The following is an 11,540-nucleotide window of genomic DNA, read 5'->3' as shown; positions in this document are numbered from 1 at the left end:
ACACCTGGAGTTCACCCACTCATGCGATCTCGCGTGACCCTGGTGCTCGCCATCACGGCGGTCGTGCTCGGCGGCGTCCTGCTGGTCCCCACCGCGTACGCCCGGCTCGCCAGCGACGACAGCGGCGGAGGCGGTGGAGGCGGCACGTCGAGCGTCGCCGCGCCCGCGCCCACCCCACCACCGCCGCCCACCCTGGCCGCCGGCCCGGTGTCGGTGAGCTTCAAGGGTGAGTTCTTCTCGTGGGCCCTGCTGGACCGGAAGACGGGCAAGATCTCCGGGTCGCCGAACATGGCCGCGACCAGCTCCACCGAGTCGATGATCAAGGCGTGGATCGTCTCCGACTACCTGCGACAGCTCGGCGACAGGGAGCCGTCCGCAGCGTTGAAGGAGGCGGCTCGACTCGCCATCGTCGACAGCAACGACGGAGCGGCCAACAAGGTGTACGCCGCTGCGGGTGGCTCGTACAAGCCCTCGTCCAGCAGCATCCCCGACCCCGTCATCGTCCGGGCGATCAAGATCTGCGGGCTGACCGACACCAAGCGCGGCAACGTCAAGCCGTACACCGGCTACTGGAGCTTCACCCGGATGTCCCCCCGGGACGCGGCTCGCGTCGGCGACTGCATCGCCGACGGCAAGGCTGCCGGCCCGAAGTGGACCAAGTGGGTGTTGGACCAGATGAGCAAGGTGAAGGGCACCACCGCGGCCAAGGACCAGAAACCCTCGTCCGGTGGTGGCCGCTGGGGGATCATCGACGGTCTACCCAAGTCGATCACCTCTCAGGGCCCGGTCAGCATGAAGAACGGCTGGACCCCCATCTACGGCGACGGCGACTGGCACGTCAACTGCCTCGCCGTCACCAGCAAGTGGAGCCTCGCGGTGATGCTGCGCTACCCGATCAGGACGGGCCTGGACTACGGCGCGAAGGTCTGCGCCAGTGTGGCCACCCAACTGGTCACCCCGCAGCCGGGCGCCGCGCTCAAGGTGCCGCAGCAGCCGGTCGGAAAGCTCTGATGGCCGGCAACCGTCGAGTCGACCGCCGCGACGGCGGCGAGGCCTCCCCGGTTCGGCTGATCGCCGTCGCGGTCATCCTGATCGGGCTGGTCCTGGTGTCGCTGCGACTGCTGCCCGGGTCGCCGTTCGAGGCGTCAGCCGCGGCCAAGTGGGGTGACGCGGGCTCCGGCACCAGCGACCGTCCCACCGGCTCCGGCACCGACCGCAGCGCCCGCCAGCCGTCCTCCGCGTCGCCGAAGCCCAGCCCGTCGCTGGAGCCGCTGCCGTTCGTTGCCAAGGACCTCGACCTGAACATCGAGGGCTGGTATTCCTGGAGCGTCCTCGACCGCCGAACCGGAAAGATCATCGGTTCGAAGAACATGGGCGAGACCAGCACGACCGCCTCGATGATCAAGGCATGGATCGTCGCAGACTTCCTGCGTCGCGCAGCCGACGCCGGCCAGACCCCGAGCGACGCGAAGCTCGCCGACGCGACGCGGATCATCCGGGACAGCGACAACGCCCGGGCCGAACAGTTCTACAACCAGGTCGACCGGGAAGCGTCGATCAAGCGGCTCATCTCCATGTGCAAGCTGACCGACAGCAGCGTGGCCCCCGACGGCGGCTGGAGCCGGACGGCGCTCTCCCCCCGGGACACCGCCCGAATGGGCAACTGCATCGTCACCGGCACGGCCGCCGGGCCGAAGTGGACCAAGTGGCTGCTCAACGAGATGAAACTGGTTCGCGGAGCCGGCGACTTCGGTATCCGCAAGGCCTTCCCGGCCGCCGAGCAGAAGAAGATCGCCATCAAGAACGGGTGGATCGACCGGACCAAGGAGCAGGAGATGCACATCAACTGCCTGGCCATCGGTGACACCTGGACGATGGGCGTGATGGTCAAGTACCCGATCAACATGGGCTACGACTACGGCATGAAGAACTGCGAGAAGATCACCGAGGCACTGCTCCGCCCCGGCACCTGAGCCGCTTGGCAGCGGTCAGCCGGCGAAGAACTCCGGGCCGCCGTCCGGCAGCGCCGGGGCCTCGCCGATGGCGGCGGCCCGACGGGCCCACTCGCGCAGCCCGGTGACCTGGCGCTCGCCGAGGGAAAAGTCGAGGGTCCGGAAGTACGTGGCCAGCGTCTCCGCGTCGAAGGCCTCCCAGCGGGCAGCCGCCTCGGCGACCTGGTCCAACTCGGCCAGGCAAAGATCCCGCGAGCGCAGGAAGGCCTCGTGCACCTCCTTCACCAGGCCCGGGTGGGCGGCGGCGAAGTCACGGCGGACCGCCCAGACGGCGAAGACCATCGGCAGCCCGGTCCACTCCCGCCACGCCTGCCCGAGGTCGGTGACAATGAGGCCCTTCTGCGGCGCCTCGTAGTACGCCCGCAGCGCCACGTCCCCGATCAGCACTGCCGCGTCGGCCTCCAGCAGCATCTGGGTCAGGTCCGGCGGGCAGCGGAAGTACTCGGGCCGCACGTTGTACTGCTCGGCGAGCAGCAACTGGGCCGTCATCACCCCGGTCCGCGAGGTCGAGCCGAGCGCCACCCGGGCGCCGTCCAGCTCGGCGAGCGGCCGGGTGGAGACCATGTTGACCGAGAGCACCGGCCCGTCACTGCCCACCGCCAGGTCCGGCAGGAGCAGCAACTCGTCGGCGTGCTTCAGATACTCCAACAGCGTGATCGGGCCGATGTCGAGGTCGCCGGCGACCAGCGCCGCGCTCAACCGGTCCGGCGAGTCCTTCTGCAGGTCGACGTCGAGCAGGGCACCGGAGCGCATCAGACCCCAGTAGATCGGCAGGCAGTTCAGGAACTGGATGTGCCCGACCCGCGGGCGTGCGATGCGCTCAGCCATGGCCCGACCGTATCCCCGGCTGCCGGCTCCGGCTCGGCGGGCCGGCCCGGAGTGGCCAAGCCCGCACTTGACGACCGTCGTGCCGCCCCGGTCCCGACCGGCACGAAGACCAGCACCACCAGCGGCAGCGCGCCTTCGGACCGGCACCGCCACCTCGACCGGCACAGCCACCGCGACCGGCACCGCCCGCGACCGCGACCGCGACCGCGACGACCCTGCTGTCTCTGACGCAGCAAGCCGCGTGTCCTTGTGATCGACTCGGCTTCCTGAAAACCGGGGCGTCGCACCAGCCCAGAGACCGCGACTTCCTGAAAGCCGAGTCGATCACCGGCGGCCCCTCGGTCGCGGCAGGAGGAAGCACGGCCCCCGGGGCGGGGCGTGATCGTCCAGCGACAGCCGACCGCGCGACACGCCGTCTCGGACGAGTGGTCGCGTCGGTAATTCGATGGCTGCGGCGGGTTGAGAAGCGTAGGGTTGCAGGCCGCTTGACGGCCGAGGTGAGCTGCACCGGAACGGACGTCTTCGCGCCGGGCGGGCGGCCATCCGCCCCCGGACACGCGAGCGCGCAGCAGATGTGAACGATGGGACGTCAGCATGCCCGCACTTGACCTCGACACTGAGCCCGACACCGACACCGACACCGGCCTCGACGCGGACCTGGCCGCCGAACGCGCGCACCTCAGCACCTCGCGGGCGGCACTGCGTCGGATGCGGGAGCGGGCCGAGTCTCTTTTCGCCACCGGTGACCAGGTGGCCGGCGACGCGTACGCGGCCGAGACGCTCGGCCGCACCCTGGCCCGCCGGGTCGCCGAGCTGGCCGACGACCCGACCACCCCGCTCTTCTTCGGCCGCCTCGACTTCGCCGGCGCCCCCGTCAACAGCACCACCGACAACAGCACCAACAGCAGCGCCACGGACCGCGGGACCACCGACAACCGGACCACAGCCGGCAGGCCCGCCAGCGAGCCGACCGCGCCTGACGCCAGCGACGATCATCACGGCCGGCGGTATCACGTGGGGCGACGGCATGTCACCGATGAGCGTGGTGAGCCGTTGGTGCTGGACTGGCGGGCACCGGTCTCCCGGTCGTTCTACCGGGCCAGTGTGCGGGATCCGCAGGGGGTGGCGGTTCGGCGACGGTTCGGGTTCAGCAATGGTGTGCTGACCAGCTTCGAGGACGAGCGGCTGGATCGGGGCGAAGAGCTCGGTACGACCAGTCGGATCCTGACCGCCGAGATCGAGCGTCCACGCGTCGGGCCGATGCGGGACATCGTCGCGACGATCCAGCCGGAGCAGGACGAGCTGGTCCGGGCTGATCTCGCCGACTCGATCTGTGTGCAGGGCGCGCCGGGTACGGGGAAGACGGCTGTCGGTCTGCACCGGGCCGCGTACCTGCTCTACCTGCATCGGGAGCGGTTGCGGCGGGCGGGTGTGTTGATCGTCGGGCCGAACCGGGCGTTCCTGTCGTACATCGCGGCGGTGCTGCCGGCGCTCGGTGAGGTCGAGGTCGAGCAGGCCACTGTGGAGGAATTGATCTCCCGCGTGGCGGTTCGGGCGGTCGAGGCGCCGGCGGTGGCCGCGCTCAAACACGACGCACGGATGGCGAGCGTGCTGCGACGCGCCGTGCAGGCGCAGATCGGCACTCCGACCGAATCGATCACCGTGTCGGACGGCTCGTTCCGCTGGCGCATCGGCGTGGAGCCGTTGCACCGGATCGTCGAGGAGACCCGCCGGGAAGGGCTGCCGTACGGCACGGGTCGGGAACGTGTCCAGGCGCGGGTGGTGAGTCTGCTGCAACGGCAGGCCGAGGCGCGGCGTGCGGAGTCGCCCAGCGATGCCTGGCTGCGCCGGATGAGCCGTTGCCGGCCGGTGCTCGACTTCCTGGACGCGGTCTGGCCGTCGCTCACCCCGGAAGGGCTGGTGCACGGCCTGTTCTCCGATCCGGACCGGCTCGCCGCCGCAGCGGACGGGCTGCTCAGCGACGCCGAGCAGGAGCAGTTGACGTGGGTGAAGCCGGCCCGCACGCCGAAGGCGACCCGTTGGACCGCTGCCGATGCGGTGCTGATCGACGAGGCGACCGGACTGCTGGAACGGCTCTCCGGGTTCGGGCACGTGGTGGTGGACGAGGCGCAGGACCTCTCCCCGATGCAGTGTCGGGCCATCGCTCGGCGCAGTGAGCACGGCTCGGTCACGCTCCTCGGTGACCTCGCCCAGGGCACCGCGCCGTGGGCGGCGACGGACTGGAGGGAGTCTCTCGCCCATCTGGGTAAGCCGGACGCGGTGGTGGTCCCGTTGACCATCGGGTTCCGGGTGCCCGCCGCAGTCGTCGCATTCGCGAACCTGCTGCTCCCGGCGCTCGCGGTGGACGTACCGCCGGCTGAGTCGCTGCGCCACGACGGCGGCCTGGACGTGCGTACGGTGACCGACCTGACCTCGGCGACGGTGGCCGAGGTGCGCGCGGCGCTCGCGCACGACGGATCGGTCGGGGTGATCGCCGCGGACGACGCGGTCGACGGCCTGCGCGCGGCGCTGGCCGAGGCCGGTGTCGAGACCGCGACCGCCGACGACGTGGCGGCCGCAGAGCGGGTCACGGTGGTGCCCGCGACGCTGGTCAAGGGCCTGGAGTACGACCATGTGGTGGTGGTCGAGCCGGCCGCGATCGTCGCGGCCGAGCCGCGCGGGCTGCACCGGCTGTACGTGGTGCTCACCCGGGCGGTGTCCCGGCTGGCGGTGCTGCACGTTGCGCCGCTGCCCGCCCCGCTCGTCGGTGGTTCAGCCGGCTGACAGGGCTGCCGCGACCTCCCGCAGCGGGCGGCTGGAGTCGGCCAGCGGCACGTGGAACGACAGCCACGACCCGTCGGCGAAGTCGATCCGCAGCCGTTTCCAGTTCAGCCGGTACCTGCCGACCCGGGCGGCGACGGTCGTGCGCGGGACGGACCCGAGCAGTTCGATGTCGGCCTGCGCCTGTTCGTCCGCCGTCGAGCTGGAGAGCAGGCCGACGGGTGCTGTCGCGCCGAGCAGCAGCCGCTGGTCGGTGACCCCCAGCACGAGGGTCCGGAGGCCGGGGCCCTTCGCCGCGGCGGTCAGGGGTTGGTGCAGCACGGATGCCTGGGAATCCGGGGCGCCTCGACCTCCGACACCGAAGAAGAGCCAGTCGACGGCGTTGTCCGCCCGGCCGAAGGTGATGTTCGGGGAGAGCACGTTGAGCAGGACACCCAGGAAGCCCGGCCCGCCGGTTGCGGGTGGGGTCGACGGCTGCGAGGGAGGTGCCGGCGTCAGCCCGCCGCCCGCCCGCACCTGGGCCACCGCGCGCACCTGCTCCCCGGCCGCCAGCAGTCGGGTGATCCCCTCGACGTACCGTGCCTGGCTCCCGTCGGTCGTCATCAGCGTCCCTCGTGGTCGGCGGACCGGCGCGGACCGCCGCCTGCGTCGCCGATGACCTCCCCGACCAACTCCCGGACGCGGGCCGCGGCGGCTTCCTGCGCCCGGTTGGCGGCTGCGGTGAACTCCTCGGCCAGGCTGTAGGAGTCCAGTCGCATCGCCCGCGCGTTCAGCTCCGAAGAGAGGATCTTGCCGTCGGCCGCGGCGGTGACCCGCACCAGACCGGAGTCGCTCACACCCTCGGCGCTGGTCTCCTCCAGCTCCGCCATCCGATCGGCGAGTTGCCGCTGCCATCCGTCGAGGTTGCGAGCCAGCGCCTCGATTCGGTCCAGGGCGGGGAAGGTCATGGCTGCCTCTCAGTTCACGATGGAGTCGAAGACATTCTGCACACCCGCTGTGTACGGGCCCAGGTCCTCGCTGTACGTGCCGTCCACCAGGTAGTTGCGGTCCTTCTGCCCGTCGGAGATGTCGTGCAGGCCCACGCCGGTGTCCAGCAGAGCGCCGCCGAACCCGGGGATGTTGACCGGCGAGACCTGGTTGATGACGAACTTGCCCGGGAAGAGGGTCTTGAACTTCTCGACCTGAAAGGCCCGCCCCTCGGCCGTCCAGCCGCCCTTGCTGAGCAGCTTGTACTGCTTCTTCCGCTTCTTGATCTCCATGACGGTGTCCGCGTACTTGCGGAGCTGCCCGGCGACCTTGCCCAGCCGGGCGGCGAGGCGGGTGAGCACCTCGGCGAACCGGGCGACGATCTTGACCATCCGACCCACCGTGGTGGCCAGCCGGGCCAGCACCCGGACCACCGTGGCGGCCAACGAGACGCCGGCACTCAGCGCAGCGGCCACCGCCGCGATGATCACCTCGGTGAGGAACCAGAGCAGGAACTCAAGGATCAGCTCGACCAGCAGATTGAACGCGTCCACCGCCGCGTTCGCCGCCTCGACCAGCACGTCCTTGGTGCCGTCGAGCCCCTGGGTCAGCTCCTCGATCGCCGCCTCGACCGACTCCATGGAGGCGTGGAAGCCCTCGGCCGCGTCGCCCGACCAGGCGCCACGCAGGCGGGCCCGGTCGGCGATCTGGTCACCGGCGATCTCGCGTACCGCCGCGCCGGTGTCCAGGCAGAGCTGCGCGGCCCGCATCAGGTCGTCCGGTTCGCCGGCGACCAGCTCCAACAGCTGCTCGAACGGCCAGAGCACCGCGTTGGAGAGCGGCTTGAAGGGCTCGGGCGTGCCCGAGACGATCTGCTCGAAGTAGGTCTTGTTGCGCTGCAACGCCTCGGTGCTCACGCCGGCACCGAACCGGTCGGAGTGCCGTTGCCACCGGACCAGGGGCCGGGTGCGATGAGGTCGGGAGCGGGCGGGCGGCCGGGCACGAAGAGGTCGGTGTTGGCAACGTCGGTGCCGGTGTAGGCGGCGGCGGTGTCGGTGAGCCCCTCGGCGATGTCCGCCATCATCTCGGCGCCGTCGGCCAGCCCTTGAAGGCACGCCTCGAACTGCTCGGCGTACGTCGACGCGAGGTTGAAGGACGCCGGCATCACCCCGAAGGCGTGCCGTGGCACGTGCCCGTCGCCGAAGGCGCGGTGCAGTTCGCGGAAACGGGCCGCCCGATCCTTGGACCCGGCGGCGAACGCCGTCAGAGCCTCCGGCTGGACCTCCAGCTCATTGCTCGGGCTTGACACGAACCCTCCCCTGTGGCCTGTGCGACGGATCAGTCGTCACGACTGAACCACCATAGGCAATGCTCGCCGGGATCGGGGGTCCCGTCGGTGATGGCGGGGTCACCCCGCTCGACTTTGTGTCTTAAAGTAGTTTGCGTGGACCTCGACGATGATTCACCGCCCACTGACGCCGCGGCGGCGCTCCGGCTGATCCAGGACCAGCGGTCAGCGACGGCACGCCAGCTCGACCCCGACGCCCGCCTGCTCTACTGGCCGTGGGGTGTCGCCTGGCTGGTCGGTTTCGGGCTGTTCTTCCTGCGATTCCCCCCGGGTGAGCGGGCGCTGGTCGCACTGCCGAGCTGGCTGCCGCTGACCGTCCTTTTCGTACTGCTCGCGGCCGCCGGAGCGACCCAGGCGGTGGTCAGCATGCGGGCCTACGGCCAGGTGACCGGCGACTCCGCCCGGCGTGGCAAGTGGTACGGGTACGCCTGGGCGCTCGGAACGGTGAGCGTCTACGCGGGGCTGGGCCGGATCTCCGAACACCTGCCGCACGACCTGGCCGCGCTGCTCTGGTCGGCGACCGCCGTCGGGCTGACCGGTGCGCTGCACATGGCCGGCGGGGCGGTCTGGCTGGACCAGGACCTCTTCCGGCTGGGCGTCTGGATCAGCCTGATCAACCTGGTCGGGGCGTTCGCCGGGCCGGGCTGGCATCCGCTCGTCGTGGCCTTGGCCGGCGGCGGCGGAATGCTGGTGGCCGGCGCGCTCGCCCGGCGGCGGCAGCGACAGCGACAGCAGCCGTGACCGAGCTGGATCCGGTCATCCACGCGCAGGCCCGGCTGCGGGTCGTCGCCAGCCTCTCCGCTCTCAACGTCGGCGACAAGATCGCGTTCCCCCGCCTGCAGGAGCTGCTCGCGATGACCGCCGGCAACCTCTCGGCGCACCTGCGCAAACTCGAGGACGCCGGCTACGTGGAGATCAGCAAGACCCATCGTGGACGGACCCCGACGACCCTGGTCGGGCTCAGCCGGCGAGGTCGGCTGGCGTTCGAGGAGTACACCGAAGCGATCCGCGCCCTGCTCGACCCCACCCCGTCGAAGGAGCAGCCATGACCCTCGCCCGCGCCGACCAGGCCAGCCGCCGGTACGGCGACGTCCTCGCGCTCGACCGTGTCGACCTGGAAGTCGAAGCCGGTGAGCTGGTCGGCCTGCTCGGGCCGAACGGCGCCGGCAAGAGCACCCTGATGAAACTGCTGACGGGCCTGCGCCGCCCCAGCTCGGGGCGGGTCGAGCTGTTCGGGGGCGACCCCCGCGACCCGGCGAGCCGGCGACAGATCGGGGTCACGATGCAGGAGACCGGCCCGCCCAGCACCCTGCGCGTCGGCGAGGTCGTCGACTTCGTCTCCGCGCACTACCCCGACCCGGTGCCCCGGGCGGAGTTGCTCGACCGCTTCGGCCTCGCCGACCTGACCCGACGGCAGACCGGAGGGCTCTCCGGCGGGCAACGCCGCAGGCTGGCGGTGGCGTTGGCGTTCGTCGGCCGGCCCCGGTTGGTGCTGCTCGACGAACCGACCACGGGCCTGGACGTTGCCGCCCGGCGCACCCTCTGGGACGCGATCCGGGCCTTCCACGACGACGGCGGCACCGTGCTGCTGAGCAGTCACTACCTGGAGGAGGTGGAGGCGCTCGCCCACCGGGTGGTGGTCATCGGGCAGGGCCGGGTGCTCGCCGACGACACGGTGGACGCGGTGCGCGGCATCGTGGGCGTACGCCGGGTCAGCCTGGTCGCCGATGACCTGCCCGACCTGCCGGGGGTGGTTCGCACCGAACGGGTCGACGGTCGGCTGCACCTGCTCACCACCGACGCCGACGAACTGGTCCGAGCACTTGTCACGGCCCGGACCCCGTTCACCGACCTGGAGGTACGGCCGACCTCGCTGGAGGAGGCGTTCCTCGCCATCACCAGCGGAGACGCGTCCAGCGAAGACACGCTCGCCGGCACCGACCGTCCCGCCACCGCCGCTGCCGGCGGCTTACCCACCACCGTCTGAGGAGGCGACCGTGCAGCTCGCCCTGGTCCACGCCCGCTACCAGCTCCTGGAGATCATCCGGATTCCGGTGGCCGTCTTCGGCAGCGCGTTCTTCCCGGCCGCCTCCATGATCTTCTTCGTGGTGCCGTTCGCCGGTGACGATCCGGTCGGTGCCACCTACGCCACCGCGTCGATGGTCACCTTCTCGGTGATGAGCGCCAACATCTTCCAGTACGGCGTCGGCGTCGCCGAGGACCGCGACCAGCCCTGGAACCCGTACACCCGGACCCTGCCGACCGGGCCGGCCCCGCGGTTCGCCGGCCGGGTGCTGGCCGGCCTGGCGCTGACCTACCTCTCGCTGATCCCGGTCGTGGTGATCGGCGCGACGCTGACCTCGGCCCAGGTCACGCCGGCGGCGTTCCTGTTGGCTCTCGGGACGGTGGCCGTCATCTCGGTGCCGTTCACGCTGATGGGGCTCGCCATCGGCTACCTGCTGCCGAGCAAGGCGGCGATCGTGGTGGCACAGCTGATCTTCCTGCCGCTGGCGTTCGGCGGCGGACTGCTCTCCGCGCCGGGCGACGCGCCCGGGTTCATCGAGACGATCGCGCCGTACCTGCCGACCCGGGGCGCGGCCGAACTGATGTGGGCGTCGGTGGCCGACTACGACGTGGAACCGCTGGCACTGATCATGCTCGGTGTCTGGGTGGTGCTGCTCGCCGCGCTCGCCGGCTGGGCGTACCGACGGGATGAGGGTCGCCGGTTCAGCTGACGATTCGTCCGTTTCCGCCCCGGGCCGCGGCGGGACGGTGCCAGGATTCCGGCAGGGGGCCGCCGTGGCCGCCGGGCCGAGAGGGGTCTTGACGTGAGCACCGTCCCGCCGGGTACGCCCTGCTGGGCCGACCTGGCCACCCCGGACCTGACCGACGCGCGGCGTTTCTACCCGGAGCTGTTCGGTTGGACCGGCCGGGTCACCCCGGAACCCGAGGCGGGCGGCTACACGGTCTTCCTGCTCGACGGCAAGCCGGTGGCCGGCGCCGGCCCGCCCGCGATCCCGGACCAGATCCCGATCTGGTCCACGTACCTCGCCACCGACGACGCCGAGCTGGTCGCCGGCCGGGTCGAACGGGCCGGCGGGCAGGTCGTCGTACCACCGTTCGAGGTCTTCGACAGGGGCTGGATGGCGGTCTTCGCCGACCCGGCCGGTGCCACGTTCAGCGTCTGGCAGCCACTGGCCATGGCCGGTGCCGAGGTGTTCAACGTGCCCGGTGCGATGAGCTGGAACGAGCTGGTCACCCCCGACCCCGAGGGCGCGAAGGTCTTCTACGAGCTGGTGTTCGGCTGGCAGCCCGACGACCAGGCGGTGGGCGCGATGACGTACACGGGGTGGCGGCTCGGGACGCAGATCGTCGCCGGGATGATGCCGCCGCTGGCCGACGACTTCCCGGCCGACCTGCCCGCGTACTGGACGGTGTACTTCGCGGTGGCCGACGCGGACGCCGCGGCGGCCCGCGCCGCCGAGCTGGGCGGAACGATCCTGGTCCCGCCGCGCGACATCCCCGCGGGCCGCTTCGCCGCCCTCCGCGACCCCCAGGGCGCCCTCTTCTCCGTCATCGACCTGGGCCCCTGACCCAGCGCCCCC

General features: G+C 71.2%; 13 protein-coding genes. 8 read left to right on the top strand and 5 right to left on the bottom strand.

Translation table 11 applies throughout. The features are described 5' to 3' along the window. The first annotated feature begins 21 nt into the window (after positions 1-21). Positions 22-1,011 (top strand): hypothetical protein, encoded by a 990-nt coding sequence (locus tag ACIBEF_RS07670; protein ID WP_396792114.1) that lies wholly within the window; start codon positions 22-24, stop codon positions 1,009-1,011. Then, on the top strand, positions 1,011-1,973 hold the full coding sequence (locus ACIBEF_RS07665; protein ID WP_396792112.1) for a hypothetical protein: 963 nt from the start codon (positions 1,011-1,013) through the stop codon (positions 1,971-1,973). Before ACIBEF_RS07670 ends, ACIBEF_RS07665 begins: the two co-directional genes overlap by 1 nt. Before the next feature lie 15 nt (positions 1,974-1,988). On the opposite strand, the gene ACIBEF_RS07660 is transcribed toward ACIBEF_RS07665, so the two are convergent. Continuing rightward, on the bottom strand, positions 1,989-2,840 hold the full coding sequence (locus ACIBEF_RS07660; RefSeq protein ID WP_396792110.1) for a menaquinone biosynthetic enzyme MqnA/MqnD family protein: 852 nt from the start codon (positions 2,838-2,840) through the stop codon (positions 1,989-1,991). A 594-nt stretch (positions 2,841-3,434) separates the two neighbouring features. Here ACIBEF_RS07660 and ACIBEF_RS07655 point away from each other — a divergent pair. Then, the gene (locus tag ACIBEF_RS07655) at positions 3,435-5,624 is read left to right on the top strand and encodes a HelD family protein (protein ID WP_396792108.1); all 2,190 of its coding nucleotides are present in this window, start codon (positions 3,435-3,437) and stop codon (positions 5,622-5,624) included. Here ACIBEF_RS07655 and ACIBEF_RS07650 read toward each other — a convergent pair. From ACIBEF_RS07650 to ACIBEF_RS07635, 4 genes are read right to left on the bottom strand one after another with little or no spacing between them, the layout of a single operon-like run. Next, complete coding sequence (locus tag ACIBEF_RS07650; RefSeq protein ID WP_396792106.1) at positions 5,613-6,224, bottom strand: hypothetical protein; 612 nt, start codon at positions 6,222-6,224, stop codon at positions 5,613-5,615. The genes ACIBEF_RS07655 and ACIBEF_RS07650 overlap by 12 nt on opposite strands. Continuing rightward, the gene (locus ACIBEF_RS07645; protein WP_396792104.1) at positions 6,224-6,568 is read right to left on the bottom strand and encodes a YbaB/EbfC family nucleoid-associated protein; all 345 of its coding nucleotides are present in this window, start codon (positions 6,566-6,568) and stop codon (positions 6,224-6,226) included. Before ACIBEF_RS07645 ends, ACIBEF_RS07650 begins: the two co-directional genes overlap by 1 nt. A gap of 9 nt (positions 6,569-6,577) precedes the next feature. Then, on the bottom strand, positions 6,578-7,504 hold the full coding sequence (locus ACIBEF_RS07640) for a WXG100 family type VII secretion target (RefSeq protein WP_396792102.1): 927 nt from the start codon (positions 7,502-7,504) through the stop codon (positions 6,578-6,580). Next, positions 7,501-7,896 (bottom strand): type VII secretion target, encoded by a 396-nt coding sequence (locus ACIBEF_RS07635; RefSeq protein ID WP_396792100.1) that lies wholly within the window; start codon positions 7,894-7,896, stop codon positions 7,501-7,503. Before ACIBEF_RS07635 ends, ACIBEF_RS07640 begins: the two co-directional genes overlap by 4 nt. A 135-nt stretch (positions 7,897-8,031) precedes the next feature. Between ACIBEF_RS07635 and ACIBEF_RS07630 the strand changes: the two genes are divergently transcribed. The 5 genes from ACIBEF_RS07630 to ACIBEF_RS07610 all read left to right on the top strand — a co-directional run bounded on the left by ACIBEF_RS07630 (position 8,032) and on the right by ACIBEF_RS07610 (position 11,528). Further along, positions 8,032-8,676: a transporter gene (locus ACIBEF_RS07630; protein WP_396792098.1), complete on the top strand. Its 645-nt coding sequence runs from the start codon at positions 8,032-8,034 to the stop codon at positions 8,674-8,676. Further along, complete coding sequence (locus tag ACIBEF_RS07625; RefSeq protein WP_396792096.1) at positions 8,673-8,984, top strand: transcriptional regulator; 312 nt, start codon at positions 8,673-8,675, stop codon at positions 8,982-8,984. The genes ACIBEF_RS07630 and ACIBEF_RS07625 overlap by 4 nt, the downstream gene beginning before the upstream one ends. Next, the gene (locus ACIBEF_RS07620; RefSeq protein ID WP_396792094.1) at positions 8,981-9,922 is read left to right on the top strand and encodes an ABC transporter ATP-binding protein; all 942 of its coding nucleotides are present in this window, start codon (positions 8,981-8,983) and stop codon (positions 9,920-9,922) included. Before ACIBEF_RS07625 ends, ACIBEF_RS07620 begins: the two co-directional genes overlap by 4 nt. A 10-nt stretch (positions 9,923-9,932) precedes the next feature. Then, positions 9,933-10,670 (top strand): ABC transporter permease, encoded by a 738-nt coding sequence (locus tag ACIBEF_RS07615; protein WP_396792092.1) that lies wholly within the window; start codon positions 9,933-9,935, stop codon positions 10,668-10,670. A gap of 93 nt (positions 10,671-10,763) precedes the next feature. Beyond that, positions 10,764-11,528 (top strand): VOC family protein, encoded by a 765-nt coding sequence (locus ACIBEF_RS07610; RefSeq protein WP_355004826.1) that lies wholly within the window; start codon positions 10,764-10,766, stop codon positions 11,526-11,528. Positions 11,529-11,540: the final 12 nt, after the last annotated feature.

The organism is Micromonospora sp. NPDC050795 (assembly GCF_044456785.1).
Lineage (GTDB): Bacteria > Actinomycetota > Actinomycetes > Mycobacteriales > Micromonosporaceae > Micromonospora.
The sequence above is the reverse complement of the archived record's forward strand: the minus strand, read 5'-3'. Positions and strand labels throughout refer to the sequence as shown.

Excerpts from the sequence above, each read along its gene's own strand:
- ACIBEF_RS07670 (WP_396792114.1), top strand. The coding sequence starts at position 22 with ATGCGATCTCGCGTGACCCTGGTGCTCGCCATCACGGCGGTCGTGCTC.
- ACIBEF_RS07665 (WP_396792112.1), top strand. The coding sequence starts at position 1,011 with ATGGCCGGCAACCGTCGAGTCGACCGCCGCGACGGCGGCGAGGCCTCC.
- ACIBEF_RS07660 (WP_396792110.1), bottom strand. The coding sequence starts at position 2,840 with ATGGCTGAGCGCATCGCACGCCCGCGGGTCGGGCACATCCAGTTCCTG.
- ACIBEF_RS07655 (WP_396792108.1), top strand. The coding sequence starts at position 3,435 with ATGCCCGCACTTGACCTCGACACTGAGCCCGACACCGACACCGACACC.
- ACIBEF_RS07650 (WP_396792106.1), bottom strand. The coding sequence starts at position 6,224 with ATGACGACCGACGGGAGCCAGGCACGGTACGTCGAGGGGATCACCCGA.
- ACIBEF_RS07645 (WP_396792104.1), bottom strand. The coding sequence starts at position 6,568 with ATGACCTTCCCCGCCCTGGACCGAATCGAGGCGCTGGCTCGCAACCTC.
- ACIBEF_RS07620 (WP_396792094.1), top strand. The coding sequence starts at position 8,981 with ATGACCCTCGCCCGCGCCGACCAGGCCAGCCGCCGGTACGGCGACGTC.